Here is a 21,663-nt window from a genome sequence, read left to right on the forward strand (position 1 = left end):
CTGATGCAGACGAACAAAACGGCCCCGAAGTTGCTTCGGGTCAAGAAGTGGTCAAGAAAACAGTGCGGAAAGGGCGCGCGGACCATGCCGCGCGCCCTGACGCCCCCTCAGCCGCCCGTCCGGTTCACCTCAGCAGCGGCAGCGCCGTCAGCTCGGCGATCACCCAGGTCAGCGGCGCCAGCACGGCGACCAGCACGGTCGTCCGCACGGCCGCCGCCCCGCGCAGCAGCGAGGCGGGGATCCCCAGCCGCAGCAGCGCCGTCGTGGTCTCGGACCGGATCTGCCGGGCGTCCAGCGCGGCGGTGATCGCGGTGGCCGTCACACAGGCCATGACCACGGCCGCCCCCAGCCCGGTGAGCGGGCCGAACGGCCGCGGTCCGGAGGGCTCCCAGGCGGCGCCGTACAGCTCGGCGGCGGCGAGCGCGCCCGAGGCGACCGCGCACAGGACGCCCAGCGGGCGTCCGATGCGCGTCGCGGTGTCCTGGAGCATCCGCCCGGCCAGCAGCCGCACCGGCCCCGGCCGCCCGGCCGCCACGGCCACCCCGCACCAGTGCGTCAGCCCCGGACCGGCCAGCACCAGGCCCAGCGAGGCCAGCAGCCAGCCGCCCAGCAGCCCGGGGGAGGCGGCGCCGTCCCGGCCGGGCAGCGCGAGCAGCCTGCCCGGCTCGGGGGCCGGCGCGTGCCCGACGTACGCCTCCAGCGCCAGGCCCATCGCGATGACGGCCGTGCCCCAGGGCAGACCGGCGTACGACGGCCGGTCGGGGGCCGGCGGGGCCGGCGCGGGACCGGCCTCCCCGCCCCCGGAGTGCGCCCCGCGCCGGCGCGGCTCGCGCGGACGCAGCGCGAGCGCGCAGGTGCCGGCGCCCACGACGGGCAGCAGCCCGAGGAGGGTCAGCGTCCCGGCCCACGGCAGCGCGTGCCCGCCGTCCAGCAGCCTCTTCGCGGTGCCGCTCAGCGGCGTCCCGCCGAGGTCTCCGCGCAGCTCCAGATAGACGAGGAGCGCGGCGCCGCTGCCCACGGCGCAGGACAGGGCCGTCGAGCCGGCCGCGAGCAGCGAGAGCCGCACCGGCCCCAGCCCGAGCGCGTCCAGCCCGTCGCGGGGCCGGGTGGCCGGGTCGGTACGGGCCACGGCCAGGGCGAACTGCACGGTCGCCGCGAACGGCACCGCGCACCACAGCAGCCGGACGACCGACTCCTCCGGCTGTTCCGGGTGCGCCACCGCATACCCGAGCGAGCACAGCAGCAGGAAGCCGACCCCCGCCGCGGCGACCGTGACCAGCACGCGCCGCAGCAGGACGAGCGGGTGCGCGCCGCGGGCTAGGCGGAGACTGAGCACGCGGCCCTGCCCTCCCCGTCGGGCGCGTCCGGTGCGGGGATGGCGCCGCCCCGGCGGCCGTCGGCGAGGCCGACCGCGCGGTCGGCGAGAGCGGCGCTCTCGTCGTCCAGCGTCGCCATGACGACGGTGATCCGGTGCGACCGCGCCGCCGTCGTGAGGGTCCGCAGGACCTGGGCCCGGTCGGCGCTGTGCAGCGGCGCGGCCGGATCGTCCGCGAAGACGACGGTGGGCTCGCAGGCCAGGGCGCGGGCGATGGCGATGCGCTGGCACTGCGCGCGGGAGAGCGTGCCCGGCCGTTTGCGGGCGCAGTCCCCGACGTCCAGGCGCTCCAGCCACTCCGCCGCCGCCTGCTTGGCCGCGCGGTGGCCGCTGCCGCGGACCAGCAGCGGCAGGGCCGCGTTCTCCCAGCCGGTCAGCTCCGGGACGAGGTGCGGCGCGCTGTCGATCCAGCCGAACCGCTCCCGGCGCAGCCGTTCGCGGGCGGGGCGGGAAAGGGTGTGCACGGGCGCGCTGTTGAACCACACCTCGCCCGCCTCCGGCACGAGCTGGCCGGAGAGGCATTTCAGGAGCGTGGTCTTCCCCGACCCGCGTGGTCCGGTGACCGCGAGGACCTCGCCTTCGGGGACGCCGATGGAGACGCCTGCGAGGGCGGGGGAACCGTTGTAGGAGTAGTGCAGGCCGCGTGCCCAGAGCACGTCGTTGTCCGGCGGGGCCACCATTTCGAGCACACCTCTGGTCGCTGGAGGGTCCGTTCCCCTGTCCGGGTGAACGAACCGGGGGCCGTTGGGTCACTGGCACCGTACGGAACGGGGATCATGGCCCCGCCCCAGGCTCGGCGCGCAAGTGCCCCACTTTCCTCCCATCGGGCTCATCGCGCGAGGGTGCGAAGGGGGTGGAGCGGCGGGGCTACCGATGGGTGGGCGCGAACATCCGGAGCACGGCCGGGAGCACCACCACGGACGGGCCCCGCGCGCCCAGCGCCGCCGCCAGGTCCGCGCCCAGCCGCTCCGGCGCGCTGCGCACGGCCGGGACGCCGAACGACTCGGCGAGGGCGACGAAGTCCGGGCGGGCCAGCTCGGTGCCGGACGCCGCGCCGAAGGCGTCGGTCATGTACTCCCGCAGGATGCCGTAGCCGCCGTCGTCGACGATCAGCCAGGTGACCGGCAGGCCGTACTGCCGGGCGGTGGCCAGTTCGGCGATCGAGTACATCGCCCCGCCGTCGCCGGAGACCGCCAGCACCGGACGGGTCCGGTCGGCCGCGGCGGCGCCGAGGGCGGCCGGGAAGGCATAGCCGAGGCCGCCGGCGCCCTGGGCGGAGTGGAAGGGGCCGGAGCGCGGGTCGAAGGCGGACCAGGCCCAGTAGCCGAGGATCGTCATGTCCCAGAAGCTCGGGGCGTCGTCGGGGAGGGCGGACCGGACGGCGGCCAGCACCTCCTGTTCGAGGCCCAGGTCCTGCGCCGCGATGCGGGCACCGACGCGTTCCAGCAGCGCGCGGGCGCGGTCCGCGCCGTCGCCCGGGGCGCGCGCCGTGACGGCCGCCGCCAGCGCCTCCAGCGCGGGGCGCGCGTCGGCGTGGAGGGCGAGGGCGGGGTGGTTGGCCTCCAGCTTGCCGAGGTCCGCCTCGATCTGGACGAGCCGGCCGCGCGGGGCGAACGTGTGGTAGTTGGAGGAGAGTTCGCCGAGCCCCGAGCCGGCGACCAGCAGCACGTCGGCGTCCTCCAGGAACGCCGTGGTGTGCCGGTCCTCCAGCCACGACCCCAGGGACAGCGGGTGGTCCCCGGGGAAGGCGCCCTTGCCGCCGAAAGTGGTGGCCACCGGGGCGTCCAGCTTCTCGGCGAGCGCCCGGAGCGCGCCCTGGGCGCCGCTGCGCACGACGCCGCCGCCGGCCAGGACCGCCGGCCGCCGGGCCGCGTCCAGCAGCGCCGCGGCCTCCTCGGTCAGCTCCGGCCGGGGCGGCAGCGGCCGGGGGACGCCGTCCAGGGCGCGCACCGGCGGCACGGGGGCCGGGGAGAGCAGGACGTCCTGGGGGATCTCCACCCACACCGGGCCCGCGGGCGCCTCCAGCGCGGAGCGCCAGGCGGCGGCGAGTGCGGAGGGGATCTGCGCGGCGGAGCGGACGAGGTGGACGCTCTTGACGACATCGCGGAACGAGGCCTGCTGGTCGCGGAGTTCGTGCAGATGGCCCCGGCGGGTGCCGCCGGGGCCGGCCGTCGGCACCTGGCTGGAGACGCCCAGCACGGGGGCGGACGCGGCGGCGGCCTCCTGGAGCGCGGCCAGCGTCATCAGCGCGCCCGGCCCGGTCGACACCAGCAGGGGGGTGACGCAGCCGGTGACGCGGGCGTGGGCGTCGGCGGCGAAGCCGGCATTGTTCTCCATGCGCAGGCCGACGTAGTCCAGGTCCGAGCGCCGCAGGGCGTCGAAGAGGGCCAGGGCGTGCTGGCCCGGCAGGCCGAAGACGGTGCCCGCGCCGAGGGCGGCGAGGGATTCGACGACGAGATCGCCGCCGGTGCGGGGCGGGGTGCTCATGGGGGTGCGTGCCTTTCGTCGGGGCGGGGGCGGTCCGCCGGCCAGGCGCCGCCGCCAGGCGGCCAGAACCGCGGCGTCCGTCGGCCGGGTCGGCGCGCTGACCGTGACAAGCGGCGAGCGACGCCGAAACTCCGTACAGGATCGGTTCGTTGGCCAGGACGCCGTACGCGGCCATCAGCGCCACGACCGTCACCCCGCCCGCCGCGACGGCGGCCAGCGCTCCCGGCCCGGTGGGGCGGGCGAACTGGCCTGCCTCGCATCTCCGTTGCGCAGGACGTGCCGGCGTACGGCAGGACCCCGCGCACCGCCGACGAAGCGCGCGGGGTCCCGTCCCCGGGGGAGGCGTCAGATCTTCGTCCACGCCTCCGTGAGGACGCCGCGGACGATCTGCTCGATCTCGTCGAAGGTGTCCTGGCCGGCGGTCAGCGGCGGGGAGAGCTGGATGACCGGGTCGCCGCGGTCGTCGGCCCGGCAGTACAGCCCGTTCTCGAAGAGCTTCTTGGACACGAAGCCGTAGAGCAGCCGCTCGCACTCCTCCGGGGTGAACGACTCCTTGGTGGCCTTGTCCTTGACCAGCTCCACGCCGTAGAAGAAGCCGTTGCCGCGGACGTCGCCGACGATGGGCAGGTCGTTCAGCTTCCGCAGGGTGGCCAGGAACGCCGCCTCGTTGTCGAGCACGTGCCGGTTGAGGCCCTCGCGCTCGAAGAGGTCGAGGTTGGCGAGCGCGACCGCGGCCGAGACCGGGTGGCCGCCGAAGGTGTAGCCGTGCAGGAAGGTGTTGGTGCCCTTGAAGAACGGCTCGGCGATCCGGTCGGAGACGATCGCGGCGCCGATCGGGGAGTAGCCCGAGGTCATGCCCTTGGCGCAGGTGATGATGTCCGGGACGTAGCCGAACTTGTCGCAGCCGAACATCGTCCCGAGCCGGCCGAAGGCGCAGATGACCTCGTCCGAGACCAGCAGCACGTCGTACTGGTCGCAGATCTCGCGCACCCGCCGGAAGTAGCCGGGCGGCGGCGGGAAGCAGCCGCCCGCGTTCTGCACGGGCTCCAGGAAGACGGCGGCGACCGTGTCCGGGCCCTCGAAGAGGATCTGCTGCTCGATCTGGTCGGCGGCCCAGCGGCCGAACGCCTCCGGGTCGTCCCCGTGGATCGGCGCGCGGTAGAAGTTGGTGTTGGGCACCTTGTGCGCGCCGGGGACCAGGGGCTCGAACGGGGCCTTGAGCGCGGGGAGTCCGGTGATGGACAGGGCGCCCTGCGGGGTGCCGTGGTAGGCGACGGCCCGGGATATCACCTTGTACTTGGTGTGGTTGCCGGTGAGCTTGTGGTACTGCTTGGCCAGCTTCCAGGCCGTCTCGACGGCCTCGCCGCCGCCCGTGGTGAAGAAGACCTTGTTGAGGTCGCCGGGCGCGTAGTGGGCCAGCCGCTCGGCCAGTTCGATCGCCTTGGGGTGGGCGTAGCTCCACACCGGGAAGAAGGCCAGCTCCTGCGCCTGCTTGTGGGCGGCCTCGGCCAGTTCGGCGCGGCCGTGGCCGGCCTGGACCACGAACAGCCCGGCGAGGCCGTCGAGATAGCGCCTGCCCTTGTCGTCGTAGATGTAGGTGCCCTCGCCGCGCACGATGGTCGGCACGGGGGCGTTCTCGTACGAGGACATGCGGGTGAAGTGCATCCACAGGTGGTCGTACGCGGTCCGGGAATGCTGGGTCTGGTCCTGGCTCACGGCTATCGGGTTCCCCATGTATAGGTCTGTTTGCGGAGCTTGAGGTAGACGAAGCTCTCGGTGGAGCGCACGCCCGGGAGCGTGCGGATGCGCTTGTTGATCACGTCCAGCAGGTGTTCGTCGTCCTCGCAGACGATCTCGATGAGGAGATCGAACGAGCCGGCGGTCACCACCACGTACTCCACCTCGTCCATCGCGGTCAGGGCGTCGGCGACCGGATCGAGGTCCCCGTCGACGTTGATGCCGACCATCGCCTGGCGCCGGAAACCCACGGTGAGCGGGTCGGTGACGGCGACGATCTGCATCACTCCCTGGTCGAGCAGCTTCTGCACGCGCTGCCGGACGGCCGCCTCGGAGAGGCCCACGGCCTTGCCGATCGCCGCGTAGGGGCGGCGGCCGTCCTCCTGGAGCTGCTCGATGATCGCCAGGGAGACGGCGTCGAGGGGCGGCGCGCCGTGGGCGCCCTTGGGTTCTGCGCTACGAGTGGCCACGGCCCCACCATGCATGAGGAGTCCGCCGTGAAGCAAGCCCTTGACCCATGAAATTCGTTGTTGGACGGTCGTTCGAGAACTGATTCCGTCGTCCCGGCCGGTTGGGTATATCGAAAGCGTGGCATTCCTGGCTAGGCTGGGCGTCTCACCCGTCGGACATCTCACAGGAGAGGTGCACACCGTGACCACCGAGCCGCGCCGTCTGCGCAACTACATCAACGGGGAGTTCCGGGACGCCGCGGACGGGAGGACGACCGACGTGGTCAACCCGGCCACGGGAGAGGTGTACGCCACCGCCCCGCTGTCCGCCGCCGCGGACGTGGACGCCGCCATGGCCGCCGCCGAGGCCGCCTTCCCCGCCTGGCGGGACCTGGTGCCGGCCGAGCGCCAGAAGGTCCTGCTGAAGATCGCCGACGCGATCGAGGCGCGGGCCGAGGAGCTCATCGCCACCGAGTCGGAGAACACCGGCAAGCCGCTCGCGCTCACCCGCAGCGAGGAGGTGCCGCCGATGGTGGACCAGATCCGCTTCTTCGCGGGCGCCGCCCGGCTGCTGGAGGGCCGTGCGGCCGGCGAGTACATGGAGGGGATGACGTCCATCATCCGGCGCGAGCCGGTGGGCGTCTGCGCGCAGGTCGCGCCGTGGAACTACCCGATGATGATGGCAGTGTGGAAGTTCGCCCCGGCGTTGGCCGCGGGCAACACCGTCGTCCTCAAGCCCTCCGACACCACGCCGGCCTCCACGGTCCTGCTCGCCGAGATCATCGGCGGGGTGCTGGAGGAACTCGGCCACTCCAAGGGCGTGTTCAACGTCGTCTGCGGCGACCGCGACACCGGCCGGCTGATGGTCGAGCACCCGGTGCCCGCCATGGCCTCCATCACCGGCTCCGTGCGCGCCGGGATGCAGGTCGCCGAGTCCGCCTCGCGCGACCTCAAGCGGGTGCACCTCGAACTCGGCGGCAAGGCGCCGGTCGTCGTCTTCGAGGACGCCGATCTCGCCAAGGCCGTCGAGGACATCGCGGTCGCGGGCTACTTCAACGCCGGCCAGGACTGTACGGCCGCGACGCGCGTGCTCGTCCACTCCTCCGTCCACGACGAGTTCGTCACCGCGCTCGCCAAGGCCGCGGCCGACACGAAGACCGGCCTGCCGGACGACGAGGACGTGCTCTACGGGCCGCTCAACAACGCCCACCAGCTCGCCCAGGTCAAGGGCTTCGTCGAGCGGTTGCCCGCGCACGCGAAGGTCGAGACCGGCGGTCACCAGGTCGGCGAGAAGGGCTACTTCTTCGCCCCCACCGTCGTCTCCGGGCTCCGGCAGGACGACGAGGCGATCCAGAAGGAGATCTTCGGCCCGGTGATCACCGTCCAGTCCTTCACGGACGAGGACGAGGCCGTCGCGCTCGCCAACGGCGTCGAGTACGCGCTGGCGTCCTCGGTGTGGACCAAGGACCACGCACGGGCCATGCGGATGTCGAAGCGGCTCGACTTCGGCTGTGTGTGGATCAACACCCACATCCCGCTGGTCGCGGAGATGCCGCACGGCGGCTTCAAGAAGTCCGGCTACGGGAAGGACCTGTCGGCGTACGGGTTCGAGGACTACACGCGGATCAAGCATGTGATGACGTCGCTGGGCTGAGCGGCGTCGGCGCGGGCTCCGGGGCATGCCGTGTCCCGGGGTCCGCGTTTATCGTTTGACCGTGCGGCTGCGCGCGTGTGTGCGTGTGGTGGGGAGGAGCGGCACGATGACAGTCGAACTGACGGACAGGATCGACGTGGCCGACAGCGGTGATGACCTCAGCCTCGATGACATGTTCGACCTGCTGGAGCGCATGCCAGTCCCCGAGGGCTACAAGGTCGAGATTGTCAGGGGGGCTGTCTATATGTCGCCGCAGCGCCGTACGCACTGGAAGATCATCCGCAGTGTCATGCATCAGCTTGAGGACCGGTTCGGTCGGGACGCCGAGATCAACTCCGATGTGCGTATCGATTTCCCGGGATACATGAACGGATTCTGTCCTGACCTCGCCAAGATCGCCGATGGCGCTGTGGCCGATCATAAGGACAGGTTCCCGCCGAGTGATGTCGAACTCATCGTGGAGGTCATCTCCAGGGCGACCGCGGCGAACGACTACGGGGACAAGAAGCAGACGTACGCCGAGGCAGGTGTGCCCGTCTACGTGATCGTGGATCCGTACACGGCGCGTTGCCACGCCTTCATGTCTCCGAAGAACGACGACTATCACAGTGCGCTCACCGTTGACTTCGGGGAGCCTCTCGACCTCACCTGCACGTCGCTCGGGCTGACGATCTCCACCGACAAGTTCCCCCGCGACTGACCTCGCCGGTATCATCGGCGGCCGCTCCCGACCCGTACGCCCCCGCTGCCGCCGATTGCGAGAAGCCCTTGAGATCCCTGTCCCGCCGCTCTCTGCTGCGCGCGCTGGGCGCGGGTGCGGGGGCCGCTGCGCTCGCCGGATGCGGGGTGCCCGCCGCGTATATCGCGCCAGGGGACCGCGCCGCGCAGGATCGTTCCGCCGGTGACCGGCGGCTCGTCTTCGCCAACTGGCCGCTCTACATCGACACCGACGAGGAGCACCCCGGGCGCCGTCCCACGCTGGACGAGTTCGAGCGGCGCAGCGGCGTCTCGGTGAAGTACACCGAGGAGATCAACGACAACGACGAGTTCTTCGGGAAGATCGGTCCCGCCCTGATGAACCATCAGGACACCGGGCGCGATCTGATCGTGGTCAGCGACTGGATGTGTGCGCGCTACGTCCGCCTGGGCTGGGTCCAGGAGATGGACCGGGCCGCCCAGCCGAACGTCGCCCGGAACCTCGACCCGCTGCTGCGCAAGCCCTCGTTCGACCCCGGGCGGCGGCACTCCGTCCCCTGGCAGTCCGGCATCACCGGCATCGCCTACCACCGCAAGAAGCTCGGCCGCGAGATCCGGCGCACGGCGGACCTGTGGAAGGACGACCTGCGCGGGCGGGTCACGCTGCTGGCCGGGATGGACGAGGCGTTCTCGCTGCTCATGCAGGGGAACGGGGCGGACGTCACGCGCTGGACCGCGGACGACTTCCACCGGATGACCGACCAATTGCGCCGGCTCGTGGGTCGGCGGCACATCCGCCGGTTCACCGGCAACGACTACATCAAGGAGCTGTCGTCCGGGGACGTGCTCGCCTGCCAGGCGTACTCCGGGGACATCATCCAGCTCCAGGCCGACAACCCCGACATCGAGTTCGTGGTGCCGGAGGAGGGGGCGGAGCTCTGGGCGGAGAGCCTGATGATCCCGGACCTGGCCCGGCACAAGGCGAACGCGGAGCGGCTGATCGACTTCTACTACCGGCCCGAGGTGGCGGCGAAGCTGGCCGCTGCGGTCAACTATGTGTGCCCCGTGCCGGCGGCGCGCGAGGTCCTCGCGTCCTCCAAGGACAAGGAGACCGCGGAGCTGGCGGAGAATCCGCTGATCTTCCCGACGGAGGGGATGCGGGAGCGGCTGGCGACGGCGCGGGACATGACGGCCAAGGAGCGGCCGGGGTTCTTGAAGGAGTGGAACGAGATCGTGGGGCTGTGAGGGGGGTTTGCCCCTGGCCCGCCCTTTCACCGTTTCTTCCGGGGCTGCGCCCCTGCGCCCCGGCGGGGGCTGCGCCCCCTGCACCCCTGCTTCCGGGGCTCTGCCCCTGGCCCCCGTTTGTCGCGGCTTCGCCGCTCGTCCTCAAGCGCCGGACGGGCTGGAGTGCGCGCCCGCGCCTGAAATCCGCACGCCTGAAATCCTCACGCGGGAAATCCGGCCCGGGCGCATAAACCAGCCCGTCCGGCGCTTGAGGACTGGGGGTGCCCCCTCTGGGGGAGCCCGGAGGGCGCTTCGGGGGGCCAGGGGCGCAGCCCCGGTCAAGGCCCGGCAGGCGCAGCCCGAGCGGGGGCCAGGGGGCGGAGCCCCCGGTGGGGCGCAGGGGCGAAGCCCCGCCCACCCGCGCGCGGCAGCGCGCCAGCGGGGTGGCGCAGGGGCGCAGCCCCTGCGGGAAACGGTGAAAGGGCGGGGCAGGGGCACTTACACCCCCACCAGCCCCCGCAGCACCCGCACCCGATTCGTCGTGATCGAGTCCACCCCCGCCCGCGCCAGCCGCCGCATCGTCCACGTCGTGTCCGCCGTCCACGCGGACACGAGGTATCCGTCCGCGTGGTTGCGCGCGACCAGTTCCGGAGTCACCAGGCCGAAGCGGTAGTTGAGCCATCGCGGCGTCACCGCCGCGAGGAGGGCGGGGCGCGGCGGGGTGAGCGTCGTCCACGTCAGGGCGATCTCCGCCTCGGGGTCCGCGCGCCGGACCTCCCACAGGGAAGGGGTCGCACCGCACCAGGAGACCCGTCCGCCGGCCCCCGCGGCGTGCACCGCCGCGACGGCGGCGCCGGCCGCCGCGGGGTCGGGGAGGTCGAGGAACAGCTCGCCGGAACCGTCCGCCAGGGCGAGGGCCTCGGCCAGGGTCGGTACCCCGCCGCCGGTCAGGGAGCGCAGCTCCTCGGCCGTGACGGAGGAGAGCATCCGGCGGTGGCCCCACAGCCGTTCCAGCGTCGCGTCGTGCAGCAGCACCGGCACCCCGTCGCGGGTGAGCCGGACGTCGATCTCCACCGTCGGCGCCCCGGCCCGCCATGCGGAGCGGATCGAGGGCAGGGTGTTCTCACGGTGGACGTACGGGTCGCCGCGGTGGGCGACGGCGCGGATCGCCATGGCCTTAAGCCTGCCAGCTCGCCGTGTAGGCGTCGATCTCCGCCGTCAGCGCGGCCTTGCCGCCCGCGTCGAGGAACGACGCCTCGACGGCGTTCTTGGTGAGGTCCGCGACGCCCCGGGCGTCGAGGTCCAGCAGGCGGGCGGCGACCGCGTACTCGTTGTTGAGGTCGGTGCCGAACATGGGCGGGTCGTCGCTGTTGATCGTCACCAGGACGCCCGCGGCGGCCATCTCCCTGACCGGGTGCCGGTCGATGTCCTCGACGGCCCGGGTGGCGAGGTTGGAGGTCGGGCAGACCTCCAGCGGGATGCGGTGCTCGGCGAGGTGCTCCAGCAGGCGCGGGTCCCGGACGGCGCTGGTGCCGTGGCCGATGCGCTCGGCGCGCAGCTCGGTCAGGGCGTCCCAGATCGTCTGCGGGCCCGTGGTCTCCCCGGCGTGCGGCACGCTGTGCAGCCCGGCGGCGATGGCGCGGTCGAAGTAGGGCTTGAACTGCGGGCGGGGGACGCCGATCTCGGGCCCGCCGAGGCCGAACGAGACCAGGCCCTCGGGCCGCAGGTCGCAGGCGATCCGGGCGGTCTCCTCCGCCGCCGCCAGGCCCGCCTCGCCGGGGATGTCGAAGCACCAGCGCAGCATGACGCCCAGTTCGGTCTCGGCCGCCTTGCGGGCGTCCTCGATGGCCTCGACGAAGGCGGCGTCGGGGATGCCGCGCCGCACCGAGCTGAAGGGGGTGACGGTCAGCTCGGCGTAGCGGATGTTCTGCCGCGCCATGTCGCGGGCGACCTCGTAGGTCAGCAGCCGGACGTCCTCCGCGTCGCGGATGAGGTCGACGACCGACAGGTAGACCTCGATGAAGTGCGCGAAGTCGCGGAAGGTGAAGAAGTCCGCCAGGGCCTCGGGGTCGGTGGGCACGGGGGAGTCGGGGTGGCGGGCGGCCAGCTCGGCGACGATGCGCGGGGACGCGGAGCCGACGTGGTGCACGTGCAGCTCGGCTTTGGGCAGTCCGGCGATGAACGGGGCGAGTACGGACATGCGGGCCTCCAGGGCCGGTTCGTTCGGCGGGTGCGGATCATCGTATGTGCGGCGTCCGTACCGCCGTACGGAGGCCGTAGCATGACAGGACAGCTACTGGGAGGGTCATGTCCGAGACGGGCAGTGCGCAGCCGGGGCCCCGGGAGGACCGCGACCCCTGGGCCCCGCCGGAGCGGCGGGTGCCGCTCGGCAAGGGCGGGGACGGAGAGCGTCCGGCCGCCCCGCCGGTGACGCCGCCGGCCGCCCCCGCGGCCGTGCCGCCGCCCCGTCCGGAGGGCGGCGTGCCGCCCGTGCCCCCGGCGCCGACGGGCCCGGGCACCCCGAGCGCCTACCGCCCCGCCGGGTACGGGCCCTACGCGGGCCCGCCGCCCGGCCACCCGCAGGGCGCGCCGTACCCGGGCTACGGCTCCATACCCCCGTACGGTCAGGGCGGCTACCCGGGAGCGCCCTACGGGCAGCTCTGGCCGGCCCCGCCCCAGGTGCCCAACAACGGCTTCGGCACCGCGGCGATGGTGCTCGGCATCGTGGGCGTGGTGCTCTCGTTCACCATGGTCTTCGGCATCGTCCTCGGGGTGCTGGCGGTCGTCTTCGGCGCCATCGGGCGGGCCAAGGTCACCAAGGGCGAGGCGTCCAACCGGGGTGCGGCCACGGCCGGACTGATCCTCGGCTCCCTCGCGCTCCTGCTGTCGGTGCTGATGATCGTGCTGGTGGCCATCGCCCCCGACCCCGACCGGCACCGGTCCCGTGACGACTACGACGACGATCCGGGCGGCACCTACCGCACCTCCGTCTCGGCGCCGCTCGCCCCGGCCCCGGCGAGCCGCTGACGCGCCTCCATCAGCGCGAAGCCCAGGAGATTCAGGCCCTGCCAGCGGGCGGGGTCGTCGGCCCCCTCGTCGGCGGCGGCCAGGCCTATGCCCCAGACCCGGTCCAGTGGACTGGCCTCCACCAGCACGCGCTCCCCGGTGCCCAGCAGATACTCCGTCAGCTCCGGGTGGGCGGCGAACTTGTGCACGCTGCCCTCGACGACGAGGGCGAAGCGGTGGCGCCGCCACTCCTCCTCGTCGAAGCCGCGCACCGTGCGCCCGGCGTCCTTGGCCTGCTTGGGGTGGCCCGCTGCCAGCACCCGGGCCTCGGCCTCCGCGTCGGCGAAGAGCCGGGCCTTTCCGGCCATCATCCAGTGCTCCGCCGTCGGATAGGCCACCCCGTCCACCGTGAAGGGCGAGGGCCACCACTGGCTGAAGCAGCCGGGCCCCACGCCTCCGTCGCGCCGGGGCCGGTGGCCCCAGAAGTGGACGTACTTCGGCCGCTCGCCGCGCTCCACCGCGGCCGTCAGCTCCTCGACGGAACGCGCCAGATGCGCGGTCCGCCCGGCCCGCCCGGTCAGGATCTCCCCCGTGTGTGTCATGGCAGCCATTCTGGCAGCGGGCACTGACAACGGAGAGTGATTATCCGGAGCGCCGCCCCCGCCTCCCGGTCATGGTCATAACATTGCCCGGCGTATATCCAACGAGGGGATCCACAACTTTGTCCGGCTACGGTCAGAATCCTTACGGCCCGCCTTCGCCGCAGCAGCCGCAGCAGCCCCCGCAGCAGCCCGGCTACGGCTACCCGGCCGCCAACAGCGCGCCTTACCAGGGCGGTTACCCGACCGCCCCGCCGGTCCAGCCGTACGGCGCGGCCCCGTACCCGCCGGCGCAGCCCAGCAACGGCATGGGCACCGCCGGTCTGGTCACCGGCCTCATCGGCGCGATCTGCAGCGCGGTCGTGTTCCTGTGGTTCTTCGGGATCATCCTGGGCATCCTGGGCATCGTCTTCGGCGGGGTCGGCCGCTCCAAGGTCAGCAAGGGCGAGGCGACCAACCGCGGCGCCGCGACCGCGGGCATCGTCCTGGGCATCCTGGGCCTGATCCTGCCGCTGGTCTATCTGGCCATCGCGGCCGCCATCGGGTCGAGCATGGTCTGAGGGGCGGGCATGCTCTGAGGGTCGGGCATGCTCCGACCCCGCCCGCCGCGGACCTCGCCCGCCGCAACCCGCGCAAGCGCTGATTCCGTCGCAGAGCCAAATCTCTGCGACGGAATCTCTTGTTGTGGGGCCACTCCTCTGCCAGGATCGGCGATCACATCCGGCAGGAGCAACGCCTGTCCCCGAGCCCGTACGGCCGGTGGAGGAGGTGAGCGATGCGGCACCCGCACGACCCGGGCGCGACCTCCCGCGTCCGTATGTCACTGTTATGTGCTCTACGCCCCCACACCTCTGGATCCACACCCATGACAGCAACCGCCCCGAGCGGCAGCGGCACCGACGTGTGCCTCGCCGGGATCAGCAAACGGTACGGCTCCTTCACCGCCGTGCACCCGCTGGACCTCACGGTCCCCGCGGGATCCTTCTTCGCCCTGCTCGGGGCCTCCGGCTGTGGCAAGACCACCACCCTGCGCATGATCGCCGGCCTGGAGGAGCCCTCCACCGGCACCGTCGTGCTCGGCGGCACGGACGTGACCGCCCTCCCCCCGTACAAGCGGCCGGTCAACACCGTCTTCCAGAGCTATGCGCTCTTCCCCCACCTCGACATCTTCGAGAACGTCGCCTTCGGGCTGCGCCGCCGGGGCGTCAAGTCCGTGAAGAAGCAGGTCGGCGAGATGCTCGACCTCGTCCAGCTGGGCGAGCTGGCCCGGCGCCGGCCGCACGAGCTCTCCGGCGGCCAGCAGCAGCGCGTCGCCGTGGCCCGCGCGCTCATCAACCACCCCCGCGTCCTCCTGCTCGACGAGCCGCTGGGTGCCCTGGACCTCAAGCTCCGCCGTCAGATGCAGCTGGAGCTCAAGCGCATCCAGACCGAGGTCGGCATCACCTTCGTGCACGTCACCCACGACCAGGAGGAGGCCATGACGATGGCCGACACCGTCGCCGTCATGAACGCCGGCCGGGTCGAACAGCTCGGTGCGCCCGCGGACCTCTACGAGACCCCGCGCACCACGTTCGTCGCCAACTTCCTGGGCACCTCCAACCTCATCACCGCCGAGGTCCTCGACGCAGCGGGTTCCGACCTCGTGCTGCGCGCCGCCGGCACCAAGCTCGCGCTGCCCGCCGACCGCTGCCCGCTCGCCGCCCGTACCGGCGACAAGCTGCTCCTCGGCATACGGCCGGAGAAGATCACCCTCACCCACGCCGACGACGCCGACACCGTGCCCGCCGGGCGCAACCGTGTCCGCGGCCGCATCGCCGCGTCGAGCTTCATCGGCGTCTCCACCCAGTACATCGTCGACAGCCCGGTCGCCGCGGGCTCCTCCGGCCTGTCCGTCTACGAGCAGAACATCGAGCGCGACCCCCGCCTCGTCCCCGGCGCCGAGGTGCTCCTGCACTGGAACCCGGGCCACGGCTTCGGGCTGGACGCCGCCCAGCGCATCGAGGCCGGCACGGACGTCGACCTGGGGGAGGGGCCCTCGTGACGACGACCGCCACCGCCCCCGCTCCCGCCGCCGCACCCGCCCGCCGCGGCCGCCTCGTCCCCTACTGGCTGCTGCTCCCCGGCATCCTCTGGCTGCTCCTCTTCTTCGTCGCACCCCTCGTCTACCAGGCATCGACCTCCGTGCAGACCGGGTCGCTGGAGGACGGCTTCCAGGTCACCTGGCACTTCGCCACCTACTGGGACGCCCTGGCCCAGTACTACCCGCAGTTCCTGCGCTCCGTCGGCTACGCGACCGCCGCGACCGTCCTCTGCCTGCTCCTCGGCTATCCGCTCGCCTACCTCATCGCCTTCAAGGCGGGCCGCTGGCGGACCCTGCTCATGGTGCTGGTCGTCGCGCCGTTCTTCACCAGCTTCCTCATCCGCACCCTGGCCTGGAAGACGATCCTCTCCGACGGCGGCCCCGTCGTCTCCGCGCTCGACACGCTGCACGTCCTCGGCCTCACCGACGCGCTCGGCGTCACCGAGGGGCACCGGCTGCTCGCCACCCCGCTCGCCGTCGTCTGCGGCCTCACCTACAACTTCCTGCCCTTCATGATCCTGCCGCTCTACACCTCCCTGGAGCGGATCGACGGGCGGCTCCACGAAGCGGCCGGCGACCTCTACGCCCGCCCCCTGACCACCTTCCGCCACGTGACCTTCCCGCTGTCCATGCCCGGCGTCGTCGCCGGCACGCTGCTCACCTTCATCCCCGCCACCGGTGACTACATCAACGCCGAACTGCTCGGCTCCCCGGACCAGAAGATGATCGGCAACGTCGTCCAGTCCCAGTTCCTGCGCGTCCTGGACTACCCGACCGCCGCCGCCCTGTCCTTCATCCTCATGGCCGCGATCCTGGCCATGGTCACGGTCTACCTGCGCCGCGCCGGGACGGAGGACGTCGTCTGATGGCCGCCGTCCGCCCGCTGCGCTGGCTGCGCCGCAACCTCGTCGTCCTCGCCGGTCTGGCCACCCTGGCCTATCTGCTGCTGCCCAACGTCGTCGTCACGGTCTTCTCGTTCAACAAGCCCAACGGCCGCTTCAACTACGAGTGGCAGCGCTTCTCCACGGACGCCTGGACCCACCCCTGCGACGTCGACGGGCTGTGCGGCTCGCTCTCGCTCAGCCTCTGGATCGCGCTGTGGGCCACCCTCGGCGCCACCGTGCTCGGCACCGCCGCGGCCTTCGCGCTGGCCCGGTACCGCTTCCGGGCCCGCTCCTCGGTCAGCAGCCTGGTCTTCCTGCCCATGGCGATGCCCGAGGTCGTGATGGCCGCCTCGCTCGCCACGCTCTTCCTCAACACCGGTGTCAGCTTCGGCTTCTGGACGATCCTCGTCGCCCACATCACCTTCTGCCTGAGCTTCGTCGTCACCGCCGTCAAGGCCCGGGTGACGAGCATGGACCCGCGCCTGGAACAGGCCGCCCAGGACCTCTACGCCAGCCCGCTGCAGACCTTCCTGCGCGTCACGCTGCCCATCGCCGCCCCCGGCATCGCCGCGGGAGCACTGCTGTCCTTCGCGCTCTCCTTCGACGACTTCATCATCACCAACTTCAACGCCGGCTCCACCGTGACCTTCCCCATGTACGTCTGGGGAGCGGCACAGAGGGGCACGCCCGTTCAGATCAATGTCATCGGGACCGCGATGTTCGTCATCGCCGTGATGTGCGTTCTCGCTGGCCAGCTTGCCGGGAGACGCCGAAGAAGGAGCTGAGACCATGGCCGCCCGTGCCATGAACCCTGCCCGAGCACTCTCCGACACCACCCTGCGCCCCTACTGGCTCGACGACCCCGGGCGGCCCGACCCCCGCCCCGCCCTCGTCGGCGACGAGCACTGCGACCTGCTCGTCGTCGGCGGCGGCTACTCCGGGCTGTGGACCGCCCTCAACGCCAAGGAACGCGACCCCGCCCGCGACGTCGTCCTCATCGAGGGCGAGGAGTGCGGCTGGGCCGCCTCCGGCCGCAACGGAGGCTTCTGCGCCGCCTCCGTCACCCACGGCACCGGCAACGGCCTCGCCCGCTGGCCCGACGAGATAGGCCTCCTGGAGGACCTCGGCCGCCGCAACCTGGACGGCATCGAGGCCGCCCTCGAACGCCACGGCATCGACTGCGACTTCGAGCGCACCGGCGAGATCGAGATCGCCACCGCCCCGCACCAGGTGGACGAACTCCGCGAGACCGCCGACGAGTTCGCCGCCCACGGCCTCACCGGCCACACCTACCTCGACCGTGACGCGATGCGCGCCGAGGTCGACTCCCCGACCTTCCTCGCCGGCCTCTGGGACCGCACCGGCGTCGCCATGCTCCACCCGGCGAAGCTGGCCTGGGGTCTCAAACGGGCCTGCCTTACGGCCGGGGTCCGGCTCTACGAGCACACTCCCGGCAGCGAACTGTCCTCGCGCGGCACCGGCGTCGCCCTCCGCACTCCGTACGGGCGGGTCTTCGCCCGACAGGCCGCGCTGGCCACCAACGCGTTCCCCTCCCTGGTCAAGCGCCTGCGCCCGTACATCGCGCCCGTCTACGACTACGCACTCGTCACCGAACCGCTGACCGAGGAGCAGCTGGCGGCCGTCGGGTGGAGGCGGCGGCAGGGGCTGAGCGACTACGCCAACCACTTCCACTACTTCCGGCTGACCGCCGACCGCCGTGTCCTGTGGGGCGGTTACGACGTCGTCTACCACTACGGCAGTGAGATCCGGGCCGAGTACGACCACAACCCGGATACGTACCGGCGCCTCGCCGAGCACTTCTTCCGCTGTTTCCCGCAGTTGGAGGGCGTGCGCTTCTCGCATGCGTGGGGCGGTGTCATCGACACCTGCTCCCGCTTCTCGGCTTTCTTCGGCACCGCGCACGGCGGGCGCGTCGCCTACGCGCTGGGCTACACCGGGCTGGGGGTCGGGGCGACGCGCTTCGGCGCGGACGTCATGCTCGACCTGCTCGCCGGGGAGCGGACGGAGCGCACGGAGCTGGAGATGGTCCGCACCAAGCCGCTGCCGTTCCCGCCGGAGCCCGTGCGGTCCGTGGGCATCGGTCTCACCCAGTGGTCGATGACGCGCGCCGACGAGAACGGCGGGCGGCGGAACCTGTGGCTGAAGGCGATGGACAAGGTCGGGCTCGGCTTCGACAGCTGAGAACCGGCTTCCTAAGTCGCGTCATGACCGGCTGCCCGCCCCCTCTCATCCGTGTACGCACACGACGGGACGCTTTGGAGGCGGCAGATGGGCAGCGGTGTTACGGGGAGCGGGCGGAGCGCGGTGGAGTGGCTGGCCTCGGCCGCGCCCGACCCCCGGGCCTGCCGGCGGCAGTGGCAGCGGGACCCCTTCGGGGTCGTGCTGCTGCCCGCCGGACGGCTCTGGGACGTGCTCGTCGTCCCCGCCGCGCTCGGCCGCCCCGCCGCGGAGCTGCTCTCCCGGCGGACGCGCCGCCCCGGCCCGGTGCTCTGCGACGAACGGGCCGGCCGGGTCGGCTTCCTCGTCCCGCCGGGGACGGCGGGGCGGTGGGTGGGGACGGGGGTGCGGGGGGTCGGGGCCGGGGGGTGGGTGGTCGTTCCGCATCCGCTGCGGGGGCGTTCTCCGGTGCGCTGGCTTGTGCCGCCCGATGGGTCGGGGGTGCTGACGGATCCGGTGGGGTTGGAGGGGGCGTTGCATCGGGTGGTCGGGGGGTGAGTTTTTCCCCCATCCCGCCCCTTCCCGGAACCGGGGGCTGAAGCCCCCGGGCCCTGGCGGGGGCTTCAGCCCCCTGGGCCGCTGTCCTCAGGCGCCGGACGGGCTGGATAGCCCGTCCGGCGCCTGAGGACGAGCGGCGGAGCCGCGATACGGGGTCCGGGGCGGAGCCCCGAAGCAGGGGTGCAGGGGCGCAGCCCCCGCTCACCGCGCGGAGCGCGGTGCCGGGCCCCGGGGCGGAGCCCCGGAAGAAACGGTGAAAGGGCGGGGCCGGGGCACAAACAGCAGCACACCCGCCACACACCACGCCCCCACCACATCCAACGGCCAGTGATACCCGCACCGCACCAGCCCGACCCCCACCGCGACATTCAGCACGGCGTACCCCGCCGCCCAGACCCACCACCCGCGCCCGGCGGCGAGCAGCAGCACCACCAACCCGTACGCCACCGCCGCCGTCGCCGCATGCCCCGACGGGAAATAGCCGCCCGGCCCCATCCCCGGCGGCCCGGGACGGGCGATCCACAGCTTCAGGGGGACCACGAGCGCCGGTACCACCGCCATGCACAGGCACGCCGCCAGCGCCTGCCGCCACGTACGCGTACCGCGCCACACCGCCCACCCGCAGGCCGCGAGCAGCACCGGCACGGCGACGGACGCGTTGCCGAGGTCGGCCAGGAAGCGGGCGACGGCGGAGGGGGAGATCAGTGCCGCGCCCAGCCGCTCGTCGAGCGCGCGCAGCGGACCGTGCGTGACGATCTGCCAGGCGATCAGGGTGAAGAGGACCGGTAGCAAAAGGAGGAGAAGAGCCGGCGGCCCCGGAACAGGGGGGGTGGTTCCGGAGCCGCCGTCCCGGCCGGTGCACCGCGCGCCCCGGGGGGTGTGGGGCGGGCGGTCGTCCGATCCGTGAGGATTCCCGGGGCCCGGAGCCCCGGTGGTGTGCACGAGGGCACGGCCGCGCAGGCGCTGGGGAAGCACCGGCGGGGCGGCGTCCGCGTGGTTCCGCGGACGGGATGTCTCACTCATCCGCAGAAACCGTACGGCAGCGGAAGCGGCGGGTGGTAGCCGTGTCACCCCTCCACCACCCGCCCCGCACATGTTCTTCACGCACGGATGTGCAGGACCGTACGGCCCGGCTCACAGCCCGGCGAAGGCCGCCTCGATGATGTCCAGACCCTCGTTGAGCAGGTCCTCGCCGATGACCAGCGGCGGCAGGAACCGCAGCACGTTGCCGTAGGTGCCGCAGGTCAGGACCAGCAGCCCCTCCGCGTGGCAGGCCTTGGCGAGCGCGGCGGCGGCCTCGGGGTGGGCCTCCTTCGTCGCCGGGTCCTTGACCAGCTCGATCGCGATCATCGCGCCGCGGCCCCGGATGTCGCCGATGACCGGGAACTTCTCCTGCATGGCGGCGAGGCGGCCCTTCATGACCTCCTCGATGCGCTTGGCCTTCGCGTTGAGGTCCATCTCGCGCATGGTCTCGATGGCGCCGAGCGCGGCCGCGCAGGCCACCGGGTTGCCGCCGTAGGTGCCGCCGAGGCCGCCCGGGTGGGCGGAGTCCATGATCTCGGCGCGGCCGGTGACCGCGGCGAGCGGCAGACCGCCCGCGATGCCCTTGGCCGTGGTGATCAGGTCCGGGACGATGCCCTCGTCCTCGCAGGCGAACCACTGGCCGGTGCGGCAGAAGCCGGACTGGATCTCGTCCGCGACGAAGACGATGCCGTTGTCCTTGGCGAACTGCGCGATGCGCGGCAGGAAGCCCTTGGCCGGCTCGATGAAACCGCCCTCGCCCAGCACCGGCTCGATGATGATCGCGGCGACGTTGTCGGCGCCGATCTGCTTGGTGATCTGGTCGATGGCCTGGGCCGCGGCCTCGGGGCCGCAGTTCTCCGGGCCGGTGGGCCAGCGGTAGCCGTAGGCCACCGGCACCCGGTAGACCTCGGGGGCGAACGGGCCGAAGCCCTGCTTGTACGGCATGTTCTTGGCGGTGAGCGCCATCGTCAGGTTGGTGCGGCCGTGGTAGCCGTGGTCGAAGACGACGACCGCCTGGCGCTTGGTGTGCACGCGGGCGATCTTCACCGCGTTCTCGACGGCCTCGGCGCCCGAGTTGAACAGCGCCGACTTCTTGGCGTGGTCACCGGGGGTGAGCTCGGCGAGCTGCTCGCAGACCGCCACGTACCCCTCGTAGGGGGTGACCATGAAACAGGTGTGGGTGAAGTCGGCGAGCTGCGCCGTCGCCCGGCGCACCACGGCCTCGGCGCTGTTGCCGACCGAGGTCACGGCGATGCCGGAGCCGAAGTCGATCAGCGAGTTGCCGTCCACGTCCTCGATGACGCCACCGCCCGCACGGGTGGTGAACACCGGGAGCGTCGAGCCGACGCCGGCGGCCACGACGGCGCTGCGGCGGGCCTGGAGCTCCAGCGACTTCGGGCCGGGGATCGCGGTGACGACGCGGCGCTCCTGGGGGAGGGACGGGCCTCCGGTCAGTTCGGTCATGAGGGGCTCCCGGGGGAAGAACGCGGACTTTTGGTCGCAGGCTAGGGCGGGCTCCCGTACCTCGGCATGTTCCGTTCGGGAGAAGTCGCCCGCGTCCCTTGTCCGTACCGGACATGGCACGGGGCGCGGCACGCCCGTGCGCCGATCGCGCCCGGGCGTGCCGGAGACGCTGAACTCCCCGCTCCCGCCCACTAGATTGACCCGGGGACACTTCGGACGCGCGCGTGGCAGAGGGCGGGCGAGGGGGCG

General features: G+C 72.5%; 20 protein-coding genes. 10 read left to right on the plus strand and 10 right to left on the minus strand.

The genetic code is table 11. From position 1 onward, the window contains the following. Positions 1-124: 124 nt before the first annotated feature. From AB8735_RS27075 to AB8735_RS27095, 5 genes are all read right to left on the minus strand, one after another. Complete coding sequence (locus tag AB8735_RS27075; protein WP_372409952.1) at positions 125-1,336, minus strand: hypothetical protein; 1,212 nt, start codon at positions 1,334-1,336, stop codon at positions 125-127. Next, a complete protein-coding gene (locus AB8735_RS27080) occupies positions 1,318-2,055 on the minus strand; it encodes an ABC transporter ATP-binding protein (RefSeq protein WP_372409953.1) in 738 nt (245 codons plus the stop codon). Before AB8735_RS27080 ends, AB8735_RS27075 begins: the two co-directional genes overlap by 19 nt. Before the next feature lie 187 nt (positions 2,056-2,242). Further along, complete coding sequence (locus AB8735_RS27085; RefSeq protein WP_372409955.1) at positions 2,243-3,862, minus strand: thiamine pyrophosphate-binding protein; 1,620 nt, start codon at positions 3,860-3,862, stop codon at positions 2,243-2,245. A 345-nt stretch (positions 3,863-4,207) separates the two neighbouring features. Continuing rightward, the gene (locus tag AB8735_RS27090; protein WP_344030706.1) at positions 4,208-5,596 is read right to left on the minus strand and encodes an aspartate aminotransferase family protein; all 1,389 of its coding nucleotides are present in this window, start codon (positions 5,594-5,596) and stop codon (positions 4,208-4,210) included. Further along, a complete protein-coding gene (locus AB8735_RS27095) occupies positions 5,581-6,069 on the minus strand; it encodes an Lrp/AsnC family transcriptional regulator (RefSeq protein WP_372409957.1) in 489 nt (162 codons plus the stop codon). The genes AB8735_RS27090 and AB8735_RS27095 overlap by 16 nt, the downstream gene beginning before the upstream one ends. A 181-nt stretch (positions 6,070-6,250) precedes the next feature. On the opposite strand from AB8735_RS27095, the gene AB8735_RS27100 reads away from it, so the two are divergent. The 3 genes from AB8735_RS27100 to AB8735_RS27110 all read left to right on the plus strand — a co-directional run bounded on the left by AB8735_RS27100 (position 6,251) and on the right by AB8735_RS27110 (position 9,643). Then, positions 6,251-7,702 (plus strand): gamma-aminobutyraldehyde dehydrogenase, encoded by a 1,452-nt coding sequence (locus AB8735_RS27100; RefSeq protein ID WP_344030699.1) that lies wholly within the window; start codon positions 6,251-6,253, stop codon positions 7,700-7,702. A 106-nt stretch (positions 7,703-7,808) separates the two neighbouring features. Continuing rightward, a complete protein-coding gene (locus tag AB8735_RS27105; protein WP_372409959.1) occupies positions 7,809-8,402 on the plus strand; it encodes a Uma2 family endonuclease in 594 nt (197 codons plus the stop codon). Between the two features lie 77 nt (positions 8,403-8,479). Beyond that, positions 8,480-9,643 (plus strand): spermidine/putrescine ABC transporter substrate-binding protein, encoded by a 1,164-nt coding sequence (locus tag AB8735_RS27110; protein WP_344030843.1) that lies wholly within the window; start codon positions 8,480-8,482, stop codon positions 9,641-9,643. A gap of 477 nt (positions 9,644-10,120) precedes the next feature. Here AB8735_RS27110 and AB8735_RS27115 read toward each other — a convergent pair whose 3' ends face one another. Both AB8735_RS27115 and AB8735_RS27120 read right to left on the minus strand, forming a co-directional pair. Then, positions 10,121-10,795 carry a glycerophosphodiester phosphodiesterase gene (locus AB8735_RS27115; RefSeq protein ID WP_372409960.1) on the minus strand — a complete coding sequence of 225 codons (675 nt, stop codon included), beginning with the start codon at positions 10,793-10,795 and terminating at the stop codon, positions 10,121-10,123. A gap of 4 nt (positions 10,796-10,799) precedes the next feature. Beyond that, on the minus strand, positions 10,800-11,822 hold the full coding sequence (locus AB8735_RS27120) for an adenosine deaminase (RefSeq protein WP_372409963.1): 1,023 nt from the start codon (positions 11,820-11,822) through the stop codon (positions 10,800-10,802). Positions 11,823-11,929: 107 nt separating this feature from the next. Between AB8735_RS27120 and AB8735_RS27125 the strand changes: the two genes are divergently transcribed. Further along, complete coding sequence (locus AB8735_RS27125) at positions 11,930-12,649, plus strand: DUF4190 domain-containing protein (RefSeq protein ID WP_372409964.1); 720 nt, start codon at positions 11,930-11,932, stop codon at positions 12,647-12,649. Here the strand turns inward: AB8735_RS27125 and AB8735_RS27130 are convergent. Continuing rightward, positions 12,598-13,230 carry an NADAR family protein gene (locus AB8735_RS27130; RefSeq protein WP_372409965.1) on the minus strand — a complete coding sequence of 211 codons (633 nt, stop codon included), beginning with the start codon at positions 13,228-13,230 and terminating at the stop codon, positions 12,598-12,600. The genes AB8735_RS27125 and AB8735_RS27130 overlap by 52 nt on opposite strands. A 71-nt stretch (positions 13,231-13,301) precedes the next feature. Here AB8735_RS27130 and AB8735_RS27135 point away from each other — a divergent pair, with 71 nt between their 5' ends. The 6 genes from AB8735_RS27135 (at position 13,302) to AB8735_RS27160 (ending at position 18,927) form a co-directional block, all read left to right on the plus strand. Continuing rightward, complete coding sequence (locus AB8735_RS27135) at positions 13,302-13,787, plus strand: DUF4190 domain-containing protein (RefSeq protein WP_372409966.1); 486 nt, start codon at positions 13,302-13,304, stop codon at positions 13,785-13,787. Positions 13,788-14,092: 305 nt separating this feature from the next. Then, positions 14,093-15,268, plus strand: coding sequence for an ABC transporter ATP-binding protein (locus AB8735_RS27140; RefSeq protein ID WP_344030677.1), 1,176 nt, complete (start codon positions 14,093-14,095; stop codon positions 15,266-15,268). Then, positions 15,265-16,173, plus strand: a complete 909-nt coding sequence (locus tag AB8735_RS27145) for an ABC transporter permease (protein ID WP_344030674.1) — start codon at positions 15,265-15,267, stop codon at positions 16,171-16,173. Before AB8735_RS27140 ends, AB8735_RS27145 begins: the two co-directional genes overlap by 4 nt. Further along, positions 16,173-16,976: an ABC transporter permease gene (locus AB8735_RS27150; RefSeq protein WP_344030671.1), complete on the plus strand. Its 804-nt coding sequence runs from the start codon at positions 16,173-16,175 to the stop codon at positions 16,974-16,976. The genes AB8735_RS27145 and AB8735_RS27150 overlap by 1 nt, the downstream gene beginning before the upstream one ends. A gap of 4 nt (positions 16,977-16,980) precedes the next feature. Beyond that, entirely contained in the window at positions 16,981-18,393 is a 1,413-nt protein-coding gene (locus AB8735_RS27155) for an NAD(P)/FAD-dependent oxidoreductase (RefSeq protein WP_372409970.1), read from the plus strand. Positions 18,394-18,480: 87 nt separating this feature from the next. Beyond that, positions 18,481-18,927 (plus strand): bifunctional DNA primase/polymerase, encoded by a 447-nt coding sequence (locus tag AB8735_RS27160; RefSeq protein WP_344030665.1) that lies wholly within the window; start codon positions 18,481-18,483, stop codon positions 18,925-18,927. A gap of 201 nt (positions 18,928-19,128) precedes the next feature. Here the strand turns inward: AB8735_RS27160 and AB8735_RS27165 are convergent, their stop codons facing one another. Together AB8735_RS27165 and gabT are read right to left on the minus strand one after the other, a co-directional pair. Further along, positions 19,129-19,719 carry a phosphatase PAP2 family protein gene (locus tag AB8735_RS27165; protein ID WP_372409972.1) on the minus strand — a complete coding sequence of 197 codons (591 nt, stop codon included), beginning with the start codon at positions 19,717-19,719 and terminating at the stop codon, positions 19,129-19,131. Between the two features lie 342 nt (positions 19,720-20,061). Further along, positions 20,062-21,414, minus strand: coding sequence for a 4-aminobutyrate--2-oxoglutarate transaminase (gabT, locus tag AB8735_RS27170; protein WP_372409973.1), 1,353 nt, complete (start codon positions 21,412-21,414; stop codon positions 20,062-20,064). Between the last annotated feature and the right edge of the window lie 249 nt (positions 21,415-21,663).

Origin of the sequence: Streptomyces luteireticuli, assembly GCF_041519305.1 — a bacterium.
GTDB classification, from domain to species: domain Bacteria; phylum Actinomycetota; class Actinomycetes; order Streptomycetales; family Streptomycetaceae; genus Streptomyces; species Streptomyces luteireticuli.

Excerpts from the sequence above, each read along its gene's own strand:
- AB8735_RS27080 (WP_372409953.1), bottom strand. The coding sequence starts at position 2,055 with ATGGTGGCCCCGCCGGACAACGACGTGCTCTGGGCACGCGGCCTGCAC.
- AB8735_RS27085 (WP_372409955.1), bottom strand. The coding sequence starts at position 3,862 with ATGAGCACCCCGCCCCGCACCGGCGGCGATCTCGTCGTCGAATCCCTC.
- AB8735_RS27090 (WP_344030706.1), bottom strand. The coding sequence starts at position 5,596 with ATGGGGAACCCGATAGCCGTGAGCCAGGACCAGACCCAGCATTCCCGG.
- AB8735_RS27105 (WP_372409959.1), top strand. The coding sequence starts at position 7,809 with ATGACAGTCGAACTGACGGACAGGATCGACGTGGCCGACAGCGGTGAT.
- AB8735_RS27115 (WP_372409960.1), bottom strand. The coding sequence starts at position 10,795 with ATGGCGATCCGCGCCGTCGCCCACCGCGGCGACCCGTACGTCCACCGT.
- AB8735_RS27120 (WP_372409963.1), bottom strand. The coding sequence starts at position 11,822 with ATGTCCGTACTCGCCCCGTTCATCGCCGGACTGCCCAAAGCCGAGCTG.
- AB8735_RS27125 (WP_372409964.1), top strand. The coding sequence starts at position 11,930 with ATGTCCGAGACGGGCAGTGCGCAGCCGGGGCCCCGGGAGGACCGCGAC.
- AB8735_RS27130 (WP_372409965.1), bottom strand. The coding sequence starts at position 13,230 with ATGACACACACGGGGGAGATCCTGACCGGGCGGGCCGGGCGGACCGCG.
- AB8735_RS27135 (WP_372409966.1), top strand. The coding sequence starts at position 13,302 with ATGGTCATAACATTGCCCGGCGTATATCCAACGAGGGGATCCACAACT.
- AB8735_RS27140 (WP_344030677.1), top strand. The coding sequence starts at position 14,093 with ATGACAGCAACCGCCCCGAGCGGCAGCGGCACCGACGTGTGCCTCGCC.
- AB8735_RS27150 (WP_344030671.1), top strand. The coding sequence starts at position 16,173 with ATGGCCGCCGTCCGCCCGCTGCGCTGGCTGCGCCGCAACCTCGTCGTC.
- AB8735_RS27155 (WP_372409970.1), top strand. The coding sequence starts at position 16,981 with ATGGCCGCCCGTGCCATGAACCCTGCCCGAGCACTCTCCGACACCACC.
- AB8735_RS27160 (WP_344030665.1), top strand. The coding sequence starts at position 18,481 with ATGGGCAGCGGTGTTACGGGGAGCGGGCGGAGCGCGGTGGAGTGGCTG.
- gabT (WP_372409973.1), bottom strand. The coding sequence starts at position 21,414 with ATGACCGAACTGACCGGAGGCCCGTCCCTCCCCCAGGAGCGCCGCGTC.